The organism is Paenarthrobacter sp. E2MeOHC11 (assembly GCF_058744955.1).
Map to the genome: position 1 here is coordinate 996872 of NZ_CP196673.1, position 24165 is coordinate 1021036.

The window sequence follows — 24165 nt, forward strand, 5'->3', positions numbered from 1 at the left end:
GGTCAGTTCTCTCCTCTATGGTGGTTGCCCTGTGCGGGGCCGAGCCGGTGTGAAATCCCCCAGGTCGAGATCCATTCCTCCCCCGGTTCAAGCCAGCGCAGGCCGGCTCCGGAGTTGAAGGCGTTGGGGAGCGCCGTCATGGGTTCCACCGCTACCGCGGTCCGGTGGCCTCCCGCTGGATAGCTCGTGGTGGTGTACACCTGCGCGTACTGGTAGTTGGCATCGCCCCAGACCTCCACGGCGTCACCGTTGGGCGCCTCCAGGAGGTGCCGGTACATTCCGTCCGGCGCCGGAGTGAGATCCAGGAATGCTGTGTCCAGGTGCAGCCAGCCCACCTTGGGCCCTGCGGACAGATCCATGGGCGTCCCGGAGACAGGGGACGTACCCACGGGATTCAGACGCTCATCCACCACCACATAGGAGGCAGCGTTGATGGTCAAGGAAACGTCCTGCATGGGCGTGGCGCCCACCCGCATGTACGGATGGGATCCAACGGCCACAGGGGCGGGCTTGGCTGACTTGTTGGTCAAAGCGTGAGTGACCGCCAGCCCCTCCGGAGATACCGAATACGTGGTCTCCACGTCCACAGCGAACGGGTAACCGTCGCTCGGGTAGATCCGAACGTGAAGGGTCAACTCGCTGGCGGACCGGCTAACCATCGTGTGAGGACGTAACCTGACCAGGCCGTGAATGGCGTTGCCACGCCCGGGTTCGCTGATGGCCAGTTGGAGGTCTTTCCTGTCATGCGTCCATCGCCCATCCCGGACCCTGTTGGGCCAAGGAATGAGGATCTCGCCCTCGCAGTGTTTGGGGAGACCGAACTCGGGGAACTCCTCGATCAGGGGCTCGCCGTCCACGGTGAGGCTGCGGATGGTGCCGCCGACCTCCGTGATCACCGCCGCGACCATGCGGCCATCTGTCTCCGATTCCGCAGAAATCCGAAACTGACGGCCGGTCGGAGCAGCAGTTCCTGCCGTTGTTGCTTGAGTCAGCGTCATGGTCAGAACTCCGTATGGCCAAGATCGTGGCTGGCCACGAAGGAAACCGTGCTGTGGGAGGCCGCCTGGAGTTCAAGCATGGTGATGGTGTTGCCGTGCTTTCGCAGGAGGGGGCCGGGAACGTAAAGCGTGGCCTGCGGTCCGCGGGACCAGTACCGGCCCAGGCAGAAGCCGTTGATCCACACCACACCCTTGGTCCAACCCACGGTGGAAAGGAAGGTATCGCCGCCGCCGGGGAGGTCAAAAGTCCCCTGGACAAAGACCGGCCCGGACACTGGTACGTCAGGAAGGGAGGGCTGTTCCTCCAACGCTGCTGAGACCGGAACTGCGTCGTCGAGTTCCAAGGGAAGGATGTCCCAGTTCCAGAGAGTTTCTCCGTTGATCCGGGCATTTCCGATCAGGCCCTTGGACTCCCCCAAACGGGGACCGTAGTTCACGCGTCCTTGGTCCTCCACCAGGATTTCCAGCGTGCCAACCGCGTCATGGGGCAGCGCCAGGGAACTTTCGTGGTGATCCCGGGAGAGGATTCCCACCGGCACCCTGTCCAGGAATACCTGGGCCCGGTCACGTACTTCGTCGAACTCCAGTACAGCGGGACCGGAAACTTCGATTTCCCTGCGGTAGAGGGTGAAGCCGGAGTAGTGGCCCAGCTCATCGTGGGAGCGGATTCCCTCGTGCGAGGTCCACTTCCCGAGCCGGTCCAGGCAATCCCACAGCGGGAGGGACTGCGCCAGCGGGACGCTAAAACTGGAACCGAGTTGCGCAGGTGCCGGCACGTCGTCGTCGTCGAGGTCTGTGTACTTGCCAATAACGTCACGGAACGCCCAATACTTCGCCGTCGGGTTTCCAGCTTCGTCCAAAGGGGCGTCGTAGTCGTAGCTGGTGACGATCGGCTGGTAAACACCCTTGTCGTTGGCACCGTTGGTGAATCCAAAGTTGGTGCCGCCGTGGAACATGTAGATATTCACGGACGCGCCAAGCTCCAGCAGCACCTCCAGGTCGGTGGCGGACTGCTCCACGGTGGTGGTGTGGTGGTGCGCACCCCAGTGATCGAACCAGCCCACCCAGAATTCAGAACACATGAGGGGGCCGGTGGGCTGATGGCGGCGAAGTGTTTCCAGGCGCTCCGCAGAGCGGCTGCCGAACGAGCCCGTCTTGTGCAGTTCCGGGAGGCTGCCGTTGGCCAACATGTCATCCTGCGGCTGGTCAACCGTGGTGAACGGCACGGTCAGCCCCATTTCCCGGTTGACCTTGACGAGCTTTTCCAGGTAGAACCGGTCAGCGCCGTAGGCACCGTACTCGTTCTCAATCTGGATCAGGATGATGGGACCGCCGGCGTCGATCTGACGGGGAACAAGAATGGGGGCGAGCTGTTCAAGGTACTCGGTGAGGGCTGCCATATACACGGGATCATCGGCCCGAATGGCCGCAGCGCCGCGGTCAAACAACCATGCAGGGAGCCCGCCGTTGTCCCACTCCGCACAGATGTACGGACCAGGGCGAACGATCGCGTGCATTCCTTCCGCAGCGATCAGGTCCAGGAATCGGCCCAGATCCAATCCCCCCGAGGTGTCGAAGACTTCAGGGGACGGAGCATGGGTGTTCCACGGAATGTAGGTCTCAATGGTGTTGAGCCCCATTTGCCTGGCCTTCCGGATCCGGTCCGCCCATTGATCCGGATGGACGCGGAAGTAATGCAGGGCGCCGGAAAGGATGCGGTGGGGCTGACCGTCAAGCATGAAGTCCTGCTCGCCGATAGTGAAGGTTGGCATAGGGGAAATCCAATCTGAAATGGTGGAGCGGGGTCCAGGGCCGGGGGACGCCCTGGACCCGCGCCACGTCTTACTTGGTGGTAACTGTGAAGCCTTGCTGCTGGCCGTACTTTGCCGTGGCATCCTGCCAGGCCTTGAGGCCATCATTCAGATCGCCCTTGGAACCGTAGGCCTGACCAACGGTGTCGCTGTAGATGCTGTTGGCGTAGGTCTGGAACGGAAGGTAGCTCCACCCCGGAACAACGTCCTTGGAAGCCTGGACCAGGACCTCGTTGATCTTCTGGCCGCCGAAGTAGGCGCTTTCGGCGTTCAGGAACGCTTCGCTCTGAAGATCGGCCGTCGTGGAGGGGAACCCACCGTTTGCAGCGTGGATCTTGGACCCTTCCGGGCCGTTCGCGAACTGCAGGAAGCCGTAGGCGGCCGCCTTGTTCTTGCTCTGCTTCATCACGGCGTCACCGCCGCCGCCGTTTTCAGCCGTTGCTGCCGCACCCTTTTCGTAGGTGGGCATCGGCGCTACACGCCACTGTCCGCTGGCACTTGCCGCACCCGATTCCAGGTTTGCGGGCATCCATGCGCCGATGATCAGCGTGGCAATGCTTCCGTCCGAGAGGCCCTTGTACCATTCGTCGCTCCAGCTGGTGACGGGCGACAGGAGATCGTTCTTGAGCAGCTGGTTCCAGGTGCCGGTCCACTTCCTGGCGCCCTCATCCTGGAGATCAACGGCTACCTTGGTGCTTCCGTCCAGCGTGTAGGGCTTGCCGCCGGCCTGCCAGATCATGCTGGTGGTGAATCCGGCATCGCCGGTGTCACTGGTGATGTAGGCCTTGGGGTCGGCAGCGTGGAGCTTCTTGCCGGCTTCAACGTACTCATCCCAGGTGGTGGGGATGCTGATGCCGTGCTTTTCGAAGACATCCGCCCGGTAGAACATGGCCATGGGACCGGAGTCCTGCGGGAGTGCGTAGACGCCACCGTTGAGGTTCACCGAACCCCAGGTGGACGCCGTGTAGTTGTCCTTGAGTTCCTCGGCACCGAAGTCCTTCAGATTTACCAGGGAATCGGACAGGGCGAACTGCGGCAGGGCGTTGTATTCGATCTGCGCAACGTCCGGAGCACCGCTTCCGGCCTTAACGGCGTTCTGAAGCTTGGTGTAGTGGGCGTTGCCCGTTCCCACGTTTTCCAGGTTGACGTGGACCTTGGGGTACTTGGCCTCGAAGGCCTCCACGATCGGCTCGAGCTGCGGAGCCCAGCCCCACACCGTGAGGGTGGTCTCCGTGTCCAGCGCCTTGGCGATGTCGGCGGCGCTGGCGCCTTCGGCCCCGGCGCTTGCGGTTGTTCCGGAGCCACTGCAGGCCGCGAGTCCGCCTACCAGGAGGCTGGCCGCCAGGGCGGCAGTGGCCACCCTGCGGAAGCGATGGTTGTTCTTCATTGAATGAGTGCCTTTCAGATGCGGTTTGGAGATTTACGACGGCGGGAGGTCGCCGTCGTCGGGTCTTCTACTTGACGCTTCCCGCAGACAGTCCTGACTGCCAGAAGCGCTGGAGGAAGAGGAACGCCCCCACGATGGGCACGATGGTGAGGAATGATCCGGTGATGACGAGGTTGTAGATGGCCTCGCCTCCGGCCGTAGTCGCTTGGGCGTTCCAGCTGTTGAGCCCCACGGTGAGCGGGTACCAGGTTGATTGGCTCAACATGATCAAGGGGAGGAAGTAGTTGTTCCAGGTGGCCACCACCGTGAACAACAGAACGGTGATGAAGCCGGGAGCCAGCATTCGCAAGGAGATGGTGAAGAACGTGCGGAACTCCCCTGCACCGTCCATGCGCGCTGCTTCCAGAACTTCTGTGGGGACGGACTCGAGGGCGTAGATCCACACCAGGTAGAGCCCGAACGGGCTGATCAGGGACGGAATAATGACCGACCACGGGGTGTTGGTGAGCCCCATCTGGCTGAACATGAGGAACGTCGGAACGGCAAGGGCAGTGCCCGGAATAGCTACCGCTCCCAGGACCACCGCGAAGACGCCGCGCTTGCCGGGGAAATCGAACTTGGCCAGGCCATAGCCGGCCAGGGTGGCAAGGAATGTTGCCCCGCCGGCACCCACCACCACGTAAAGCACAGTGTTGGCCAGCCAGCGCAGGAATTCGCCGTCGTTGTAGGTCAGGGTACCCACGATGTTGTCCCACAGTGCGAAGTCCCCGGAGAACCACAGGCCGAAGGAGCTGAAAAGGGAGGTCTGCGTCTTGGTGGAGTTGACCAGCAACCAGAACAAGGGAAGCAGTGCGTACACTGCCATGACCCCCATCAGGATGGTGAGGAGGACGGACGAGCGCTTCCGGCTGACCCCGTGGCGCCGGGTGTTCAACCTGGGTGCAGGTGACCGCCGGGGCCTCACCGCCGGTGACGGTGTGGGCGCGGTATCGCTGGAATGGGCTGGGCTCAAACGTACGGACATGGGCTAGGCATCCTTTCGCGAGCCGGAGAGCTGGACGACGTAGGCAACAATGACCGTCAGGACGCCCATGATGATGGAGATAGCCGCGGCGTAATTGAACTGCTGGCCTGCAAACGAGAGGTTGTATGCGTACATGTTCGGCGTGAAGTAGGAGCTGATGGAGTTTGGTGCCAACGCCTTGAGGATGTTCGGCTCGTTGAACAACTGGAAGCTGCCGATGACCGAGAAGATGCTCGCAATGCCGATGGCTCCGCGGATGGAGGGAAGCTTGATGCTCCGGATCACCCGGAACGTGCCTGCTCCGTCAAGGTTTGCTGCTTCATACAGTTCCGCGGGGATGACCTTCAGCGCCGAATAGAAGATCAGCATGTTGTAGCCCGTGAACTCCCAGGTGTTGATGTTCCCGATCGAGGCGAGGATCCAGCTGGAAGAGAGGGGCTCGGCCAGATCCAACCCGAAGAAGTCGTTTATGCTGCCGAACAGGCCAAAACGGGGGCCGTAGATGAATCCCCACATCAGCGTCGCTACTACTGCCGGGACGGCGTACGGGAGGAACACCGAAATGCGGAAGAACGACGACGCGCGCAGACGCCCGCTGTCCAGTGCCAAGGCCGCGAAAAGGGCGAGGAACAACATGATGGGGACCTGGACCACCAGGAAGACGGCCACCCTGATCACGGAGTCCCAGAACTGGGGATCGCCAAGCGCCTGAAGGTAGTTGGCTCCCCCAACGAACTTGTCGCCGCCCACCATCTGGTTCTGGAAGAGGCTCAGGTAGAACGCGTAGAGGACTGGAGCCACGAATACCAGCAGGAAGACAGCCATGAACGGGCCCACAAATGCCCACCCCATCCATCGACCTGCGCGCTTGCGGGATTGGACCAAGGGTGGAGCGTCGGCCACGGGCGACGTCGTTGTCATGATGAATTCTTCTCTTCTCGCTATGTTTACGCAAACATTCTTGAAAGAAGATTAGCATGTTTAGGTGAACATACAAGAGGATGCCGCAGACAGCGTTAGCCCGGCCAGCACGTCGCACAACAGCGATTCGCCCTCGGTCAGGAGTGCCCGGGCTGCCCGCGGCCCCTCAATCGGCGATGTTGCACGAGCAGCCGGGGTTTCCGCCCAGACCGTCTCCCGCGTATCCAACGGCCTGACGAATGTAGAAGAAAAGACCAAGCAGCGGGTGCTGGACGCCATGAAACAACTGGGCTATCGGCCCAACAGGGCTGCACGCGCACTCAAGAGCGGTCAGTTCAAATCCATTGGCGTCATCATGTTCAATCTCTCGACCTACGGCAACAGACGCACCCTGGATGCCATCGCCACCGCGGCCTCACAGGCCGGATACTCGGTGAACCTCATCCCCCTCCACGATCCCACTACAGGTACCGTGACAGGCGCCTACAACCGGCTGAAGGAACAGGATGTGGACGGGGTGGTCATCATCTTTGAGGCGCACCTGTTTGATCGTGCGGACATTACGTTGCCCGAGGACCTCCCCGCTGTGGTCATCGACTCAAGCCCCGGTTACGGCTATCCCATGGTGGACACAGACCAAGCCGAGGGTGCGCGCTTTGCTACCGAGCACCTCCTCGATCTAGGCCACCAGCAGGTTTGGCACATCGGGGGCCCGGTGTCCTCCTTTTCAGCCAGGCACCGGGAGGAGTCCTGGAGACGGACGCTGGACGAGGCAGGCATCCAAGCACCCACTGTCCTTCATGGAGATTGGTCCACCGAATCCGGATATCAGGTCGGGATGGAACTCGGCCGCGATCGGGAAGTCACCGCAATCTTCGCCGCGAACGATCAGATGGCGCTCGGGGCAATGCGGGCCCTTCATGAACTTGGGCGCCTCATCCCGGAGGATGTCAGCGTTGTGGGATTTGATGACCTCGAGGAATCCACTTCCTTCTGGCCTCCCCTGACCACCATCCGTCAAGACTTCCTCGCAGTTGGCCGGCTGAGCATTGAAAAGCTGCTTCAGCAGATCGCCGGAAACACCCCGGCCAGCGTCGTCACCACGGTGCCGACCCGCCTCATGGTGCGCAAAAGCACGGCCGCGCCGGCCCACTAGGGCAACGCGACCGTGCTGGCCTGCTGAGGCAGCCGGGCTGCTTATGGGCAGCTGGTGCCGGTGTAAGGAACTGTCGAGGTGAAGCCTGCAGACTCATCCGTTGCACCCGAGGTGACACTGACGGAGCCAGCCGGGAGTATCGCAGCACGGCTGTTGAAAGCGATCGAAGCACCCTTCCCCGGGGCTACCCCGGCAAAGGACTTGGACCCATAGGCAGTGTCCACAGCGATGGTCAGAGCCTCTGCCGTGGTGTTCTGCACGGAGACCGCGAGGTAGGCCTTGTTTCCGATGCATCGCATGGCGGTGGTGGCCGAGTGCGTGGGCGGGTTACCGGTTTCCCCAGGGTTCACGGCACTGACAATGAGCCAGCTCAACTGCACATCAGAGGAGCGCGTCTTGCTGAGCGTGAAGGTGAGTTCGCCGTTCTCGCCAACGGCGACGTTGCCGTAGGCCGCGGCCTGGTTCTCCGATGAGTAGTCATGGTCGGCTTCGCGGACCTCGTTGTTAATGGTCACCTCGGCACCGCGGTTGTCCCAGGACCAGGGATCGGCATACCCGGCGTGAACCGTGTACATGCCCGGCTGAAGGTTTCCGAACCGGTAGGTCAGGTCCCGGCTGGATACGGCGTACCGCAACGTTGAGAACATATCTCCGCTGGATTCGCCGCTGCTCCCACTACCGGAGCTTTCGTATCCCCAAGGCGCTCCGCCGGACGGGTCCGCGCCGAAGGGCTGATCGGCCGTGCTGTTGAGGAGACCCCCGTCCTGGGCGGCCGCACCGGTCAGCGACACCCAGTCAGATGTCTGCTGTCCGCCGGCGTTGACCACGTAACGGATGTCGGACGCCTCGATCGTGTCCTGGATACCCACCGCGTCCACAGCCCAGAAGGAACTGTTCTCTCCCGTGTAACGGAACCGGAACTGCGCCGTCGTGGCTCCTGTTGGCACGGTGAAGGGCAGTTTCTCCACCGTATTCGTAGCCGTGGAGTAACTCTTCAGCGTCTGGGTGGCCCCGGTATCGAAGGTTACTGTGACCGTGGCTGACTGGGGACCATCGATGGCGTAGTTGGTTGCGTAGCTGAGGCTCGCGCGTCGCAGCCCGTCAACGGGAAAAGCGGGACTGACCAGCGTCGAGTCGAACTGACCGGACGCGTGCTGCTTGTCGTCCCATTCGTCCGAGTCAGCCACCGCGATTACGTCGCGGCCACGTACCGTGGTTTCACGGCCCTGATCGCGATCGGCCGCTGTCCAGAAGTCATCCGTGGCAAAGGTCCACCCCCGCCACTCCGCAGTCCCACCGGTAGGCATTGCCGAGTTGTCGATGGACCACCCCACAGGCGTCGCCTTGGTCCACCCAAGAATGCCCGCGGGGATCGCGGTCTCATCGACGCCGGGCTGCAGCACTGGGCGCAGGGAGTCGAAGTCATCGTGGGTGAGGCTGCCAAAGGAATTTCCGTCGAGATTCCATTCGGACTTCACGGGCACCCCTGCGGCGGCCATGACGGTGGGGGCAACGTCCACAAGCTTGGCGTCGTACCGGGTGAGGTTTGCGGCGATTCCCTTGCCAACCATCGTGGTAAAGACACGCCGCTCCCCCGCGGAGCTTCCGCCGTGGCCTCCTGTGGGGGTGTGACCATGGTCGGTGGTGACAACAACCGTCCATTCCTCGTTGCTTGGGCGTGCCGCCACCGCGTCCATGACTTGGCCAATCCTTGCGTCCGCGCTGGCAAGAGCCGCGCCGTAGTCAGCCCCACTGGTGCCCACACGGTGCCCCACCGTGTCCACGTCCTCCAGGTAGAAGAAGAGATCGTCCACTGAGCCAGTGGAGATTGCGTCCACTGCGGCCGTCGTTGTGTCCGCATCGGTGGAGAACTTGGTCCGCACGTCCACACCCGGACCGAAAATGGTGGCGGTAATGGGCTGCCATGTTCCCATTGCCGCGGTCTTGCGCGACGGTGATGCCGCGTTAATGCGTGTCAGGTAGTCCGGGTAAGCGCCAAATTGTGGAGAGCCAAACCCGTTGTCCAGGACGTTGTGCTTGTCCGGCCAGACGCCGGTGGCGATGGTTGCCCATCCCGGCCCGGAGGACGTCTCCGCCATTGGCTGGGTATACAGGTTGCTGACCGACGTTGTGCCCTGAGCACGCAGCGCATCCAACCGGGGCATCTCTGCCGGGCCCAGTGAATCGAAGGCTGCCCCGTCAACCCCGATAATCAGCGTCTTCGCTATGGGCGCCTCGGCGGCCATCACGGGGGCGCTGGACAAGACTGTGCCGGTCAGTGCCACGGCCGTAGCCGCGACCCCCGCCCACAGACGTAGATGGTGTGCCATGGAGTGGTTCTCACGATCTCTAGGGGGCTCGTGGTGCAGCGACCAGCTGCCAGGCAGTGCCCCACCAACACCCGAAATCGTCTGCACCGACGAATGATTACGTAAACATTGAAGGGTTGCCCCGGCGCCATTGTCAAGAGTGCGGGAACCGCGATCCCGCCATGACACAGCCGTAGTCGCGGGCCGCCCCGCCAGCACCCCCGCCGAAGAGCTTGGACTACCCGCGTAAAATGTTCTATTTTGGTAGCTATTGTTTAATAATGGTACAATCCTTAGGGTGGATCGTTCCGAAGATTCTTGTACCGGTGGAACCGGCCGCTTCCTTCTCCACCGCTGCGCTTTCCCCAAGTCCGTTGCCTGCCCCCATGACTTTCGATGCGCACCAAGGCGCAGAATGAAGGAATAATCCACCAATGTTTCCGACCACGTTTCCCGAGCCTGAACTCTTCTCCCCGGGCAAAGACGTCCCGGCGTTGCGTTGGGGGCTGCTGGCGCCTGGATGGATAGCGGACCTTTTCGTGTCTGCCATGCACGAGCACACTGACCAACGATTCGTCGCCGTCGGCTCCCGGTCTGCTGACCGTGCGCGATCGTTCTCAGCGCAGCACAGCATTGCAAGGGCGTACGACTCGTACGAGCAGCTCGTCGCCGACCCCGAGGTTGACGTGGTCTATATAGCTGCGCCGCAAAGTGAGCACTTAACGCTCGGGCGCCTGTCTATCGCTGCCGGAAAGCACACTTTGATCGAGAAGCCGATGGCGACCACTGCCGACGAAGCCCGCGCGCTGGCCGCGGCGGCTCGAAACGCCGGAGTGCTGCTGATGGAGGCGCTGTGGAGCCGCTACCTACCGCAGACCTCCGTGGTGCGCACTCTGGTCAACGACGGGTTCCTCGGGGACGTCCGTTCTGTGGTCGCCGATCACGGCCAGGCCATTCCAGGCTACCCGGATCATCGCCTTCACCGCCGCGAACTGGGCGGGGGGGCACTGCTCGACCTCGGCATCTACCCCGTACAACTGGATTCGATGGTCCTGGGTGCGCCACAATCGATCACGGCGATCGGCGGTCTACTCGATACCGGCGTCGACGCCTTCTCCACTCTTGTGCTTGGACATGGGCGTGACGTCCAATCCACTCTCACCACCAGTCTTGCCGTCCGTACTCCGTCCACCGCAGTCATCTCAGGCACACAAGCGAGAATCGAGATGGATGGTTCCTTCTACATGCCGACCACTTTCCGCCTCGCGGGCAATGATGGTGGCGCAATGGTGTGGAACGATACGACCGGGGTGACGTCCATGGCCGGGCTGTCTTGGGAAGCGACGGCATTGGCACGATTCGTTGGCGAAGGCCGTACAGAATCGCCCATCCATACTCTGGACGAGACCATCTCCATCCTCGAGACACTTGACGAAGCGCGCCGTCAGCTCGATGCATCCGCATCGCTCTAGACAACCCCTTCCTTCCGCCAGCGCCGACCTCCCGGCCGTTCCGGCACTGGAAGCCTTTTTGGCAACACTTGGAAATATCTACGCAAGCGGGACTGAAAGTGACAGTACCTTTGTTTAGGTGAACATGGATCAGGAGAACACAAGCATCGGGACTCCGGCGGGACCGTCCAAGGAGTCCCGGAAGCTCGCGGCCAAAAAGCGCGCCACCAGGGGGCCGTCCATCGGGGACGTGGCACAGGCCGCAGGCGTCTCCGCCCAAACCGTTTCCCGGGTTTCCAACGGACTCACCAATGTCGAAGAATCCACTAAGAACAGGGTTCTCGACGCCATGAAGGAACTTGGCTACCGGCCCAACAGGGCCGCACGTGCGCTCAAGAGCGGCCAGTTCAAATCCATCGGTGTCATCATGTTCACCCTCTCCAGCTTCGGCAACATGCGAACCTTGGACGCCATCGCCACGGCTGCCTCGCAGGCGGGCTATTCAGTGACGCTCATCCCCGTGCAGGACCCCACCACCGGAACCGTGTCCGGGGCCTACGAAAGACTGCGGGAGCAGCAGGTCGACGGTGTAGTTGTCATCTTCGAAGCCCACCTTTTGGATGACGCTGACATAACGCTTCCTGAGGACCTCCCGGCCGTGGTCATCGATTCCAACGCCGGTTTTGGCTATCCCATGGTGGATACTGACCAGGCACAGGGTGCACGATTCGCTACCCAGCACCTTTTGGACCTTGGCCACCAACAGGTGTGGCATATCGGTGGACCCACCACGTCCTTCTCGGCGACGCACCGGGAAGAATCATGGAGGCGGACGCTCAAGGACGCCGGTATTGAGGCCCCTTCGGTCCCCCATGGCGACTGGTCCACCGAATCCGGCTACCAAATCGGTCTGGAGCTTGCGGGCAACCCGGATGTCACCGCCATTTTTGCCGCCAACGACCAAATGGCCTTGGGAGCGATGCGTGCCCTGCATGAACAGGGTCGCCGCATTCCCGAAGATGTCAGCATTGTTGGATTCGACGACCTGGACGAGTCCACGTCCTTCTGGCCGCCACTGACAACAATCCACCAGGATTTCTACGCCGTGGGCCGACTCAGCATCGAAAACCTGCTTCAGCAGATTGCCGGCACCGGTTCGGTGGACGATTTCACCACCGTGCCTACCAGCATGGTGGTGCGCAAGAGCACTGCCGCTCCCCCTCAGGGAGCCCGGCCGCCGTCTGCGCGGAAAAAGCGCGTAGCTGCGGACAAGGGGTAACCCTCCTCCGCAGCTACGCCGTTGTGGACTGCTACCCCTTGCTTGCGCCCAGGGTGAGCCCTGCCACGAACTGTCGTTGCAGGACAAGGTAGATGATCATGGTGGGAATCAAGGTGATCATGGCACCAGCCGCGATCAGGTTGTAGTTGCTCAGGAACTGGCCCTGGAGGTTGTTGATGGCGGTGGTGATCGGGAGCCTGTCACCGCTCTGGATAAACAGCAAGGGCCAGAAGAAGTCGTTGTAGATGAAGATGACTTGCAGCGTGCCCAAAGCCGCGAGTGCCGGACGGCAGAGTGGCATGATGATGTTCCAGTACTGCCGCCAGATTCCAGCGCCATCCACCAACGCAGCTTCCGTCAGGTCTTGCGGCAGGGCTTTCATGTAATTGGAGAGCACAAAGGTGCAGAAGCCAATCTGGAAAGCAGTGTCCACGATGATGACGGCTATGTAGGTATTGAGCAGGTTACCGGAGTCGCTGATGGAGTACGGCAGGGAAACATGCTTGAACATCTCAAACAGCGGTGCTGCAAGGACCTGCGGTGGCAGGAGGTTGCCGGCGGTGAACATGATCAGCAGCGTGATGTTGAACTTCCAGCTCACCCGCGATACTGCAAAAGCCATCATGGACGCGAAGAGAAGCGTCAGCAGGACGGTGGGAACCGTGATCAGGACTGAGTTCAGGAAGTACTTCGAGAATCCTCCCTGGTTCCAGGCCTGGACGAAGTTCTCGAAGCCGAAGCTGCCGCCGAAGCTGAAGTAGCCGTATTTGTCGGTGTCCTCCTTGGGACGGAGCGCCGTATAGAGGGACCAGACCAGCGGTACCAACCAGATGGCGGCCATGACGATGAGGAAGATGTGAGTGCCATAGTGGCGTTTGCCGGTCTTGCCGGTCCTGCCGGTCTGGACAGGAAGGGTACGGGCGATGGTGCTCATGCCTCTTTCTCCTTGCCGAAGGTGCGGATGAGGTAGAAGACAATCGGCACCAGGGAAATCACCAGCAGTACCACGGCCAATGCTGAACCGACGCCGATCACCTGTCCTTCACCGATCAGGTTTTGGATCACCAAGGCGCTGAGCAGTTCAAGCCCGTTGGTGCCGCGGTTGATGACATAGACAATGTCAAAGGCGCGGAGGGACTCAATGATGGTGATGACCACGATCACGATGTTGACCGGGCGCATGGCGGGGAAGACAACCCGGAAGAAGGTCTGGACAGCGTTGGCGCCGTCAATCGACGCTGCTTCCCTGAGGGCAGGGTCCACACCCTTCAGGCCAGCCAAGTAGAGGATCATGACGTAGCCTGCGTGGCGCCACGTAGCTGCGATCATGGCGGCCCAGATGTTGACGTTCGAGTCGCCGAACCAGTCCACTGCCTGGGGCGTGCCGGCCGTACCGAGCAGGAAGTTCAGCAGACCGCTGTCGCGGTTGTAGAAGAGCTGCCAGATGATACCGATCAATGCCAGGGAGAGCATGACGGGCGTGAAGAAGATGCTCTGGTAGATCTTGCTTCCCCGGATCTTCTGGTCCAGGAGCACAGCGAGCAGAAGGCCCAGCGGCGTTGCAATCAGGGCCAGGAAAGCCAGCCACAGCACGTTGTGCTGCATGGCCGGCCAGAACGGTGGGTAGTTCTGGCTGATGAACTCATAGTTTTCCGTCCCGGCAGACTTGATGTCGGCCAAGTCCAGCCCGTTCCATCGGGTGAAGCTCAGACCAATAGAGGCCAGGGTGGGCAACCAAACGAACAGCAGCTGAATGAGCGTTGGAAGGCCCACCATGATGCCAAGGACGATTTTGTCCCTGCGACTCAGGCGGCGAACCTTCCTGGACTTCTTGCGCGTTCTTCCGGCTGTTGCCGGCGAGGCGTGTGCTGCCCCGCGTTGGGCGCCGCCTGCAGGGGGCCCGCTGTTCGGGGAGGCCGGTTTTTCGGCTGTGGTACTCATGGGAATTCCTTTGGTATTCGTCGCACAGGGGCCGGCCGCGGTGTGACCCGCGGCCGACCCTTGCTCGGGAAGCCTGGCCGGTTGACCAGCAACCGTATGGCCAGGGCAGTCCTGCGCTATTGGGCCGCGTAGAGCGACTTTGCCTGCGCTTCCAGGTTCTTCACGTCGACGCTTCCATCCTTAATGAAGGACTGAAGAGCCGGAATCATGACGTTGTTGGCCATGGCCGGCAACGCATCGCGGTCCAGGAACTGGCTGATGTACTTCGCGTTCGCGATGGTGTCCGCACACTTCTTGTTCAGGGCAGAGTACTTGGACGTGTCAGCGCCCTTGGCCGTCGCGATGTTGGAAGTATCTACGGCCGCGTAAGCGTCCTGGCCTTCCGGGGTTCCCATGAAGGCAAGGTAGTCGCGGGCAGCCTGGTTCTCTCCACCCTTCTTCGACAGCAGCAGGCCATCGATCGGAGCTTCAACAGCGTCAGTTCCCTCCATGGCGATCTCCGGGAACGGGAAGAAGTCGATGTCCGCCAGTACTGCGGGATCCGTGAACTGCTGTGTCACGAATGAGCCCAGGAGATACATGCCGGTCTTCTTGGCCTCGAGGGCTTTGGCTGCGTCCTGCCAGGTCTGCCCCAGTGCTGCGGGGTCCTGGAACGGCAGGAGTGCTTTCCAGGTATCGAAGACGTCGCTGACCTTCTTCTGGTCCCAGCTCTCCTTGTGCGCGGTCAGGTCGATGTGGAACTGGTACCCGTTGAGGCGCATGTTGATGTAGTCGAAAGTGCCCATGGCGGGCCAGCCGTCCTTGTCGGCAAAGCCGATCGGAATGATGCCATCGGCCTTCATCTTGGCAGCGAGCGTGGTCAGCTCATCGAAGGTAGCGGGAACTGAGTAGCCCTTTTCCGCCCAGAAGCTCTTCCGGTAGAAGAAGCCCCACGGGTAGTTGTAGTTGGGGACCAGGTACATCTTGCCGTCGGGGCCGGTGGACGCCTTCTTGATGGCGTCGGAGAAGTTGCCGCCGATCTTTTCCCACACGTCGTCGACGGGAGCCAGGAGGCCCTTCTCTGCGTAGTACTGCATGCGGTAACCGGCAAACCAGGTGAAGGACTCATCCGGGCTGCCCTGCAGGTAGGAGTTGATCTTGTTCTGGAAGTCGTTGTGGGGAACCACGTTGGTCACCACGTCGAAGCCCGACTTTTTGGTGAAGGCGTCCGTTACTGCCTTGTAGGCAGCACGGGGAACTTCGTCCGATGAACCCGAGCCGAAGGTGAGGCTTTTTGATGAAGCACCAGGGGCAGGACCGGAACCACCCGTGCATGCAGACAGCAACGGGATGCCGGAGGCGGCTACGGCGCCGATTCCAAGTGTTTTGAGGAAGGTTCGCCGTCCTGGACCGGCGCCTTCCGCCGCCTGGAACGGGCCAAGATTTACAGCCATGATTACTCCTTTGGATCGTGGTTCTTCGTGAGACTGTCCAACATCCGCATGCGCACCGTGAGATAGCTCAAGTGTGGGCCTGTGGAGGCAGAAAGTCGCCGGATCTAATCAACATTCTTGTGAATGTTCACGTAAACATTGAGTTGCAAGAAGTTTACGTAAACATCGGTGGTTTGACAAGGGTATTTTTGCTGCATTCCGGCACTTTTACGGGAGCGCGGCAAGCACCCCGATATCAGGGGGCTCCCGCTTCCCGACGCCCGGCCTCGCGGGCCTCTTCGACCAGCCGGGCAAGCTCCTTCTTCCGCCGCTTGCGACCTAGGAAAAGGCCCGCAAACAGAAGCAACAAAGCAACAAGGACGGCGAGCTGCGGCCACGGAATCGCCCATAGCGTCACGCTTTCCTGCACGGGATCCAGCGATTGGGTGGCCCCGTCAGGGGCAATCACCCCTTGCGAAACGGTCACCGGCAAAGTCATCATGCCCAGCGGCCACACCTGAGGTACGTGGATACTGACGGTTCGACGGTCCCCGGGCAGCAATTCGAGAGTTCTGGCTTCTTCGGTCCCGGCGGCCGGCCACCGGGCGTCATTGACCATGGTGGAGGGATCCACCGAAAGTCGGACGTTGCCCGTATTCTCCAGGTCAACGGTAAGGTCAGCGGATCCTGGTTCCAGGGGATTCCACGACGTATCGTAGCTCGCGGTTGCCTTCATGCTGAGCGCAGGTCTGACCTCCCCCTTTACCCGGGTCATGACACGGAACCCAACACGGCTTTCCACACCCAGTTGCGTCCCGTCCGAGCCGCCCTGTGAATAGATCGAGGCAGCTATGCCCGCTGCATGATCGCCTGGTGTCGCGTTGTCCGGGACCGTCACCGTGAACGGCACGACGGCGGTACCTCCCGCCGCTACGGTGACCGTCTTGTCCATGGAGATCCAGGTACCTGCAGCTACCGACTGCTTGTCGCCAGGGAGCATGTTGAAGCGGCCGGTCGGAGTGAAATACCCATCAGCCGCGGTGAGGGCAAAGGTAACGTCCCTGTCGCTGAGGTTCCTGACCGCCAAGTGTTCGTCGACACTGGCTCCTGGGTCGAGTTCGAGTTCCACCCACGAGCGGCCATCCGGCCCCTCCACGGTCGATGGGGTGACAGCCCACGTGACGGGGCTGTCACCGGTGGTGGCAAAGGTGGTGGTTGCAGCAACGACACTTGCGCAGACGACAGCAACCAGGACGCACACGGCGATGACGCAGCGCAGCAGGAGTCCCTGGTCGGAGAGCTTGAGGGTTGGGGACCTCATGAGACGAAGATACCTCCGCTGGAGATTATTCGAACAGGGACAGCGTCAGCTTGGCGGAGTAACCGCCAGGTGCCACCGTCGCAGGAGTCCGAAGGAAGAGGTCCGCGTTGGCCGTCCACTGCCCCTCGGCAGCAATCGCCGATGAGTCCAAGGCCAATGCGAGCAGTTCCTGGTCCACCAGACCAACGGCATTGGCACCGGAATCCATCGACGTGTCCACTTGGTCGCCTTCGGTCACCTGACCGGAGGCCCCGCCGTCGATGATCTGCGGCTGCCACCCCAGGTGCGACGCGCTGATGGCCGGCTGACCTGCCGCCCCGGCAAAGTCTGACGACGTTCCCAACACGTACCAACCGGCACCCGCCGGGATTTCACTGGCAGCCCGGGTATCGGTCACTGTCACGGTAGGAAGGGTGCCTTTAAACTGCCGCACCGTGGGCGTGGACCCGTCTTCGGTCAATGTCGTGGCGGTACCCGCCACGCTCATGGCCAGCACGCCGCCGTCGACGATTTCGGTAATGCCGACGTTGACATCCACGTCCTGGTCGCCGTGGTTCTGGTCAGCCATCGCCATACCGGCGACACCCAGCAACAACGCCGTGGCAGTTGTGACGGCGCCAACACGGGGCAGAAATTTATGTCGGTTCACTTTCATGCTTCTTTCACATAAGCCCGGCACACCAGCCGGATGGAGAGGGGGAAGAGAAGCTGGTGGCCCGCCAATCAGGCGGACCACCAGCGTCAGGTTAGTTGCAGGATGCTGCGTTGTAGGCGGCGTTTGCTGTCACTGTTACCGGTTGGCCGTTGACCGTGGCCTTGGCTTCAACGGCCACGGTGCCTGCCTGTACCGAAGCGGCACGGGTGGTGAAGGCATGGACCGCGTTCTTGCCCGGCTTGACCTCGGCGAAGGACTTGGTTCCGTAGGCCGAGGTGAAGGTGGCCTGGACCGACTTGGTGTCGTTGTTCGTCAGCTGCGCGGTCACGGTGACCTTGCCGGCAACACACTTGGTGTTGGCCACTGCGGTGACGTTCAGCTGCGGTGCGGCCGGGACCGGGTTGGCGATCATCAGCCAGCTGAGCTGCACATCCGGTCCCCGTGTCGGGCTGAGCGAGAAGGTGATCTTGCCATCCGTCCCCACCGTCACGTTTTGGTAGGCCGCGGACTGGTAGTCGCCGCTGTAGTCATGGTCAGCTTCCACCACTGCACCATTGACGGTGACCTTGGCCCCGCGGTCGTCCCACTGGGCCCACGGATCGTAGTACCCGGCGTAGACCGTGTAGGTGCCCGGAGCCAGACCGTTGAACTTGTAGGTCAGGTCCCTCCCGGCCTTGGCGTAGCGGAGGGTGGTGAAGATATTGCCATCCGCGGTTCCGGAGACTCCGCTGTCCTGGCTTTCGTAACCCCAGCTCTTGCCCGTCGCCGGATCAGCGCCGAAGGGCTGGTCCGCCGCGCTGTTCAGGACAGGTCCGTCCTGGGCCGCTGCTGCCATCAACGCAGTCCAGTCGGCTGTCTGCTGCCCACCGGCGTTGACCGCGTACTGGACACCGTCAGGAACAACAGGGATGGTCCGGGTGAATGTCCGGTTACCGAAACCGGGGAGCGTGCCCGTAGCGGTGATGACTCCCACGGTGTTCGTGTTGTCGGTGACCTGCCAGGTGACGGGCTGGGTGGAGCTTTGTCCGTTCTGGGTGACTGTCACGGAGTTGACACTGAAGGTTGAGCCAACAGCCAGGCTGGCAGGAACACCGGTGACGTTCCATGCGGAGTTGGCGTCCAGATCCTCAAGTTTCCACTCGGACGGGGACTTCACCGCCAGCGTCTTGCCACCCTCGCCCATCTGGATCGGCAGCCACACCATCGGTGCGGTGGCCAGGGCCTGGTCGGATCCGCCGTTCCAGCGGTCGCCCATGTAGATGAACTTGCCGTTCGCTGGATCAACGGGGATCACCGAGGACGGCTGCGAGTTGTTGGAGTTCCAGGAAACATCGCTGCTGAACGGATCTCCCATGTCAGTCCACTCCCCCAGGATGCTGGTGGCCGTGCCGTACCGGGACGGGTTCGGCGACCAACCAGTGGTTCCCGACGAGATGATGAAGTAGCGGCCCTGGTATTTCATGATGGCCGGTGATTCACGGGACTGGTTGACAAAGGCCCGCCGGAAGTCGACGCCCTCCACCGCCGTATCCGGTGAAGCGGACAGGTAGGTGTAATCGGCGTTGAGCTTGGAGATGAACATGGTCTTGTTCTCTTCGCTGGAGTAGATGATGTAGCCAGTGCCATCGTCATCCACAAAGAGGTTCATGTCCCTGGCCATGCCCGGGTTGTTCGGAGCGAAGTTGGTGGGATCGCCGGCCGTTGCCTTGTGGAGGCGGTAGCTGTCGATGTACCGGAACGGTCCGAACGGTGAATCAGAAACTGCTACGCCTGCGTTGGCTTTGGCGTACTGAGCGGTAGACCACGACGACGGCCCGTCAGCGTGGACCCACATGACCCACTTGTTGGTGGCCGCGTTGTAAATAACCTTCGGTCGCTCAAGGATCGGCGGGGTCTGGCCATTCACAGGCACCGTACCGAGGTCACGGTAGACAGCGTCCTTCTGCTCCGTGGTGTAGCCCGAGTACAGGTTCTGGAAGTACGGATCCGAGTCGATTTGCCCGCGTGAGGACAACGTCTTCAGCGCAACTCCCTCGTCCTTCCAGTTGTACAGATCGTAGGAGCTGTAAGCGTGCACGCCCGGTGCGGAGTGGTAACCGTTGGTGCGGTCCTCCCCGTACAGGTAGTAGATCGTCTTATCTTCGGAATCCTTGGACGTCACCACCTGGCCACCATGGGCCTGGATCAGGTTGCCGTTGTTATCCCGCCAGTCCTGGCCGGGCCGGAAGCTGTTGTAGCCCGTGCCCTCACTGGCATTCCGCAGGGTGAAGGCCTGGTTGGCCCCACCGTTGGAGGTCCACAACCCAATCCAAGCACCTTCGTGCGTGGACTGGTTCGAGACGTCCAGGACCTGGTGAACGCCAGCGTTCAGAAGGCTGAACGAGGTACCGTCCGTGGTGCTGAACAGCCACTGGGCCGAGCTATCCGTGCGTGCTTCTTCGTCAGTGATGGTGCGCAGCGTAGTGCCGTTGGTATCGGCCGCCAAAGCACGGCCATCAGCGAGCCTCAGGACAAAACGGTCACGGGTGGTGCCGTCTTCATCGGCGATGAGGGTTGCTTTCCATACCTGGTTTCCGCCGGCGACCGAATCGCTGAGCACGGTTTTCGGTGAGCCATCCGATGCCGTAACTGCACGGCCACTCTGAACTCCGACGAAGCTGTAGGACTGTCCATCCTGTACCGCCGGCGCATCCGCTGCGACGCCGGATGCCCCGTTCACCACGAAGGTGGTGACGGACTTGGCAGGAACGGTCAGCGTCGCCGAGCGCGTTCCGGCGTCGATGGCGACGGCGGTGCCGCTGACAAGCGCGTTGGCCGTCGGATCACCGGATGGGGACTGGGTGGTGACCACTGGAGTAACCGTGGCACCGGCAGCGATCGTTGCGAACTTGGACAAGTCCACCTTGATGGTCTTGGCCTGGTCGGAATCGTTGGTGTGCACCATCGACAGGCCGGAACCATCGGCCTTCAGCGCAGATGTGGTCTTGCCGTCGCTGGTGGGAATGATCCGGTCACCCGGGGCGATGTAGTGGGTGAAGTTGCGGATGGTGTTGTACTTCGAGTTCACCGTGGTGCGGCACGAAGGATCTGCGGCGCCTGCGGCCAAACGCCGCACGGAGTCGCCATCGGCGTTGCAGTCGAAATCGATGAAGACGGATCCCCAGTTCTTCTTCTCGCCCAGTTCCATGTTGTAGAGGTCTTCGACCGGCTGCCACAGCACCCAGGACTCAGGATCGAGCTCGCGGAGGTCATCAGTGATGCGCGTGGCCATACCCAAACCGTTTTCGATGCTCTCCGGATTCCAGGAGTCACCGCCCCAGTTGCCTTCGACTTCGCTCATGGACAGCGGCTTGTCCGTTGCCTTGGCGATGTCGCGGACCGCGAGGCGGTCGCCGGTGGAGTAGGTGTGGACGTTCAGCTGGCTGACGGCCTCTTTGGTTTCCGGAGTCCAGCCGTTCCAATCTTCCAGGAAGCGGCTCGGGGAGGTCTCATCCGGACCGGAGACCTTGGCCTCGGTGGTGGTGCCCGGTTCGGCGAGCTCGGCAGCCATGGCGGTCAGCACCTGGGACTGCAGTGCGGGGCCTGCGTGGGCACCCTCCTGGCCTCCTCCATTTGGCAGGCCGTTGCCGCCGAAGGTGGTCTTCCAGTAATTCGTGTTGGGCTCGTTGAGGGGGTTGATCGTGTCGAAGCTGATGCCTTCAGTGTCTTCGACGTGCTCAGCCGCCTTTTTGACGTAGTTGACGAACTTACCGATGGCTGCGGGCTTGATCTGGTCGGCGTTGGGGTCTGTACCACCGCTGACGTAGCCGCTTTCGGTCATGAAGTAGGGCGGTGAGTTGCTGAAGGCCTCCCAGGTGGTCACTTTGTCCTTGATGGCCGCGATCCAGGCACGCTGGGAAGCATCGGCGTCGAGGTTGTAATCCGAGGCGTTCTCGCCGGTCCAGGCGGCCAGGAAACGGTCCCGGTCAGCGTAGTTGGTGGTGATCGGCCCATTCTGGTCGGAGAGACCGGCATTCGGGTTCCACCAGCCGGGAACAGCTCCGCCGGGACGAAGGTAGTCGGGGATATCCGTGGCGTTGCCACCGCCAACGTTATAGCGGGCGATGTTGAGGTTCAGGCCGTCGTCACCGAAGACCTTGTCGATCAGATCGTTCCGGATGGCTTCCGGATACTGTCCGGTGGCGTTGGCCATCCAGACGAGGCTGGTGCCCCAGCCTTTGAACGACGGGCCTGCCTGGGCCGGGTTGGGGGTGAGGACAAGGTCCTCAGCGGCGGATGCCGGCGAGGCCAGCAGGGGAAGGGCGCCTAGGGCGAGGGTTGAAGCAGCTAAGGCCGCGACCAAACGATGACGCGACGATGCGTGCGAGCTCGACAACATTGTCTTAAATCCAATCCGTTCATGTTTACGTGAACATAGAAGAGGTTTACGTAAACATACAGTGACCCACGTCACCCGTCAAGTGGTGATTTTTGCTGGCCGCCCAACGTCTGCCACCCGGCCGCCGGGGATAGCGCATTCCCACTGGAACCCACTATCCCCGGGACTTTTTATCCTTCGAAGGGACTAATGCATCCCGAATTGGTACGCGGCAGGCACCGCCTCGTTCGGGCAGACTTCCTGCCACAGCGCCGCGAGCGCATCCTCCCCCTCCCGGAGGTCCGGGATCTCGACGCCCTCGCGCAGGATCGCAGCCGCCCCACCGGGGTTTCCGGTCCTTGCGAGCGCCAACGCCCTGAGGAACCTCAAACGTCCGACGCCGGCACCCTCCTTGGGTGCCGTGTCGTTCAGTTCCAGCGCCATGGCCGGGTCCCCGTGCCGGATGCTGAGCGTGATGGCCTCGGTAAGCAACGCGGGATTGGCGGAGTCAGCCGCCACGCCCTTCCGAAGCTCAGCAAGTCCCGCGGTGTCCTGTCCGCCCGCCAGCAGGGCCAGCCCCAGTCCGCGATGCGCCAACGCCGTTGTCACCGGCCCGGCGTCCGTGGCCAGCACGCGCCGATATCCATCTTTGGCGCCCTCAAGGTCCTGCCGGCCGTGCCGCATGGTGGCCACATGGAACTGGGCGGCCGGACTGTCCTGCCCCGCCAGCAACCCGGCCCAGTCCGTTCCCGCAACGAAGCTGGGCGCGCCGTCGAACGCTTTTCCCTGCAGCAGCGCAAGCCACGGTTCCTGCTCCCCCGTGATGCTCCCGTCCGCAAACGGCGTTCCGCTTTCGTCCACCCAGGCCCAGGCGCTCTTCTGCCGCCGCGCCCGCTCCACCACTCCCCAGCCGCTGCCGTGGAGCAACATTGTCGACGGCGGGACGTCGGCGTCGGCGATGGCTGCGGGAAGCATCGCCTCGAGTTCTTCGTGCGGCAGAAGCCCTTCCAAACGTTCGCCGGCGTGCGCCACCGCGGCGGCCCAATCATCACCGTGCGAGGTCCCCGAATCCAGATGCCCGTTACCGTACGCCTCAACCCATGCCCACTGGGCGCCGGCTGGCATCACCAGGTGCTCAAACTGCGTCTGCGCCAAACCGGCCTGGATCTCGGCATACGGCCCAGCTCCGGGGCTCAGCCACTCCTGCCAGCGTTTGCCGCCCTGTCCCTGGCCCCACACGAAGAGCTTCTTGCCGCGCAGGAGGCCCGTGGACAGCATCGCCAGCCCGTCGCCGTCGTCGTCTGCTGCCACAACCCAGCGCCGTTCGGCAGGGTCGATGTCGAAGAAAAAGTCCGCCGCGTGGGGGCTGTTGACCGGCCACGTGCCGTCATAGCCTTCGTGGCTGGTGGGCCGGACGCGGGTGATGTCCGTGGTGTAGTCACTGCCGTAGGCCTCGTCCGCCGGGGCGATGACGCGGGTGCGGTCCGTCTCCGGGATGGCGGCGTTGCTCCACCAGTACATCGGAACGTCGTGGTCATTAGGGTTCCGGATCCGCACCGCAGCGAACACCACGGGCGATTCCGCGGGGAGCCAGATGTCCACTTGGAACACCACTTCCCTCAGCCGTTCGAACTCCCACATGCGCAGGATGTGCTTGCCGTCGGGCGTGTGGACGATGGCGGTGTGCAAGGGATCGCAGCTGGTGGGCGAGTGCCCGCGGGTCCCGATGTTCCACTCCAGTCCGCCCGCGAACCACGCCTTACGCAGCGCGATGTTTGCCAGTTGCGGAGCATCGTGGGTGTGGAGGAGCTGCTTGCCGGTCGCTTTGTCGAAGAGCTCCCAGATGCGGCCACCCAGCGACGGGATGACCGTCACCTTGAGCTTGCTGTTTTCCAGCACGACGGCGGGCACTTCCTTGGGTGCCGCCTCGCGGCTGTAGCCGTCCTGCATCAGGTACGGGTACACGTTGGGCACCACACCGTAGCGGGCCGAGGCCTGCAGATCGTCGGGAACGCCCTCGCCCACGGTATAGGGCTGGTCGAGTTCGGCGGCGACCACGGGCAAGGGGTTGAGCGGACCGAGTTCGGCCATGGTCAGGGAAATGGTGGTGACGGTGAGGTTGGAGGTTGCTGTGTCTGCCACG

General features: G+C 62.1%; 17 protein-coding genes. 4 read left to right on the top strand and 13 right to left on the bottom strand.

Features of this window, described 5'->3' with window-relative positions:
- Window positions 1-2: 2 nt before the first annotated feature.
- The 4 genes from ACSSVG_RS04600 to ACSSVG_RS04615 form a co-directional block, all read right to left on the bottom strand.
- A complete protein-coding gene (locus ACSSVG_RS04600; RefSeq protein WP_231343017.1) occupies window positions 3-998 on the bottom strand; it encodes an aldose 1-epimerase family protein in 996 nt (331 codons plus the stop codon).
- A gap of 2 nt (window positions 999-1000) precedes the next feature.
- The gene (locus ACSSVG_RS04605) at window positions 1001-2770 is read right to left on the bottom strand and encodes a glycoside hydrolase family 35 protein (protein ID WP_231343018.1); all 1770 of its coding nucleotides are present in this window, start codon (window positions 2768-2770) and stop codon (window positions 1001-1003) included.
- 70 nt (window positions 2771-2840) lie between these two features.
- Window positions 2841-4196: an ABC transporter substrate-binding protein gene (locus ACSSVG_RS04610; protein WP_253466780.1), complete on the bottom strand. Its 1356-nt coding sequence runs from the start codon at window positions 4194-4196 to the stop codon at window positions 2841-2843.
- Between the two features lie 67 nt (window positions 4197-4263).
- The gene (locus ACSSVG_RS04615) at window positions 4264-5070 is read right to left on the bottom strand and encodes a carbohydrate ABC transporter permease (RefSeq protein ID WP_229785142.1); all 807 of its coding nucleotides are present in this window, start codon (window positions 5068-5070) and stop codon (window positions 4264-4266) included.
- Between ACSSVG_RS04615 and ACSSVG_RS04620 the strand changes: the two genes are divergently transcribed.
- Window positions 5060-5227 carry a hypothetical protein gene (locus ACSSVG_RS04620; protein ID WP_253466777.1) on the top strand — a complete coding sequence of 56 codons (168 nt, stop codon included), beginning with the start codon at window positions 5060-5062 and terminating at the stop codon, window positions 5225-5227. The genes ACSSVG_RS04615 and ACSSVG_RS04620 overlap by 11 nt on opposite strands.
- On the opposite strand, the gene ACSSVG_RS04625 is transcribed toward ACSSVG_RS04620, so the two are convergent.
- Complete coding sequence (locus ACSSVG_RS04625; protein WP_231341680.1) at window positions 5224-6141, bottom strand: carbohydrate ABC transporter permease; 918 nt, start codon at window positions 6139-6141, stop codon at window positions 5224-5226. The two genes, ACSSVG_RS04620 and ACSSVG_RS04625, sit on opposite strands and share 4 nt — an antisense overlap.
- Before the next feature lie 64 nt (window positions 6142-6205).
- On the opposite strand from ACSSVG_RS04625, the gene ACSSVG_RS04630 reads away from it, so the two are divergent.
- Window positions 6206-7297 carry a LacI family DNA-binding transcriptional regulator gene (locus tag ACSSVG_RS04630; protein WP_492417580.1) on the top strand — a complete coding sequence of 364 codons (1092 nt, stop codon included), beginning with the start codon at window positions 6206-6208 and terminating at the stop codon, window positions 7295-7297.
- Between the two features lie 41 nt (window positions 7298-7338).
- Here the strand turns inward: ACSSVG_RS04630 and ACSSVG_RS04635 are convergent, their stop codons facing one another.
- Window positions 7339-9627: an alkaline phosphatase family protein gene (locus ACSSVG_RS04635; RefSeq protein WP_492417582.1), complete on the bottom strand. Its 2289-nt coding sequence runs from the start codon at window positions 9625-9627 to the stop codon at window positions 7339-7341.
- Window positions 9628-10040: 413 nt separating this feature from the next.
- Between ACSSVG_RS04635 and ACSSVG_RS04640 the strand changes: the two genes are divergently transcribed.
- Complete coding sequence (locus ACSSVG_RS04640) at window positions 10041-11078, top strand: Gfo/Idh/MocA family protein (RefSeq protein WP_253466770.1); 1038 nt, start codon at window positions 10041-10043, stop codon at window positions 11076-11078.
- 124 nt (window positions 11079-11202) lie between these two features.
- The gene (locus ACSSVG_RS04645) at window positions 11203-12336 is read left to right on the top strand and encodes a LacI family DNA-binding transcriptional regulator (RefSeq protein WP_253466768.1); all 1134 of its coding nucleotides are present in this window, start codon (window positions 11203-11205) and stop codon (window positions 12334-12336) included.
- Window positions 12337-12367: 31 nt separating this feature from the next.
- Here the strand turns inward: ACSSVG_RS04645 and ACSSVG_RS04650 are convergent, their stop codons facing one another.
- From ACSSVG_RS04650 to ACSSVG_RS04680, 7 genes are all read right to left on the bottom strand, one after another.
- Window positions 12368-13270, bottom strand: coding sequence for a carbohydrate ABC transporter permease (locus ACSSVG_RS04650; protein ID WP_091465792.1), 903 nt, complete (start codon window positions 13268-13270; stop codon window positions 12368-12370).
- Complete coding sequence (locus ACSSVG_RS04655) at window positions 13267-14277, bottom strand: carbohydrate ABC transporter permease (RefSeq protein ID WP_231341685.1); 1011 nt, start codon at window positions 14275-14277, stop codon at window positions 13267-13269. The genes ACSSVG_RS04650 and ACSSVG_RS04655 overlap by 4 nt, the downstream gene beginning before the upstream one ends.
- A gap of 116 nt (window positions 14278-14393) precedes the next feature.
- The gene (locus ACSSVG_RS04660; RefSeq protein ID WP_089593958.1) at window positions 14394-15710 is read right to left on the bottom strand and encodes an ABC transporter substrate-binding protein; all 1317 of its coding nucleotides are present in this window, start codon (window positions 15708-15710) and stop codon (window positions 14394-14396) included.
- A gap of 235 nt (window positions 15711-15945) precedes the next feature.
- Window positions 15946-17010: a COG1470 family protein gene (locus ACSSVG_RS04665; protein ID WP_492417586.1), complete on the bottom strand. Its 1065-nt coding sequence runs from the start codon at window positions 17008-17010 to the stop codon at window positions 15946-15948.
- Between the two features lie 25 nt (window positions 17011-17035).
- Complete coding sequence (locus tag ACSSVG_RS04670) at window positions 17036-17659, bottom strand: hypothetical protein (RefSeq protein ID WP_492417588.1); 624 nt, start codon at window positions 17657-17659, stop codon at window positions 17036-17038.
- A 97-nt stretch (window positions 17660-17756) separates the two neighbouring features.
- Complete coding sequence (locus ACSSVG_RS04675; RefSeq protein ID WP_492417590.1) at window positions 17757-22043, bottom strand: family 43 glycosylhydrolase; 4287 nt, start codon at window positions 22041-22043, stop codon at window positions 17757-17759.
- A gap of 186 nt (window positions 22044-22229) precedes the next feature.
- Window positions 22230-24164, bottom strand: a complete 1935-nt coding sequence (locus ACSSVG_RS04680) for a DUF5107 domain-containing protein (RefSeq protein ID WP_492417592.1) — start codon at window positions 24162-24164, stop codon at window positions 22230-22232.
- Between the last annotated feature and the right edge of the window lies 1 nt (window position 24165).

Excerpts from the sequence above, each read along its gene's own strand:
- ACSSVG_RS04625 (WP_231341680.1), bottom strand. The coding sequence starts at position 6,141 with ATGACAACGACGTCGCCCGTGGCCGACGCTCCACCCTTGGTCCAATCC.
- ACSSVG_RS04615 (WP_229785142.1), bottom strand. The coding sequence starts at position 5,070 with ATGGGGGTCATGGCAGTGTACGCACTGCTTCCCTTGTTCTGGTTGCTG.
- ACSSVG_RS04610 (WP_253466780.1), bottom strand. The coding sequence starts at position 4,196 with ATGAAGAACAACCATCGCTTCCGCAGGGTGGCCACTGCCGCCCTGGCG.
- ACSSVG_RS04620 (WP_253466777.1), top strand. The coding sequence starts at position 5,060 with ATGACCCCCATCAGGATGGTGAGGAGGACGGACGAGCGCTTCCGGCTG.
- ACSSVG_RS04600 (WP_231343017.1), bottom strand. The coding sequence starts at position 998 with ATGACGCTGACTCAAGCAACAACGGCAGGAACTGCTGCTCCGACCGGC.
- ACSSVG_RS04660 (WP_089593958.1), bottom strand. The coding sequence starts at position 15,710 with ATGGCTGTAAATCTTGGCCCGTTCCAGGCGGCGGAAGGCGCCGGTCCA.
- ACSSVG_RS04605 (WP_231343018.1), bottom strand. The coding sequence starts at position 2,770 with ATGCCAACCTTCACTATCGGCGAGCAGGACTTCATGCTTGACGGTCAG.
- ACSSVG_RS04640 (WP_253466770.1), top strand. The coding sequence starts at position 10,041 with ATGTTTCCGACCACGTTTCCCGAGCCTGAACTCTTCTCCCCGGGCAAA.
- ACSSVG_RS04635 (WP_492417582.1), bottom strand. The coding sequence starts at position 9,627 with ATGGCACACCATCTACGTCTGTGGGCGGGGGTCGCGGCTACGGCCGTG.
- ACSSVG_RS04665 (WP_492417586.1), bottom strand. The coding sequence starts at position 17,010 with ATGAGGTCCCCAACCCTCAAGCTCTCCGACCAGGGACTCCTGCTGCGC.
- ACSSVG_RS04645 (WP_253466768.1), top strand. The coding sequence starts at position 11,203 with ATGGATCAGGAGAACACAAGCATCGGGACTCCGGCGGGACCGTCCAAG.
- ACSSVG_RS04675 (WP_492417590.1), bottom strand. The coding sequence starts at position 22,043 with ATGTTGTCGAGCTCGCACGCATCGTCGCGTCATCGTTTGGTCGCGGCC.
- ACSSVG_RS04655 (WP_231341685.1), bottom strand. The coding sequence starts at position 14,277 with ATGAGTACCACAGCCGAAAAACCGGCCTCCCCGAACAGCGGGCCCCCT.
- ACSSVG_RS04650 (WP_091465792.1), bottom strand. The coding sequence starts at position 13,270 with ATGAGCACCATCGCCCGTACCCTTCCTGTCCAGACCGGCAGGACCGGC.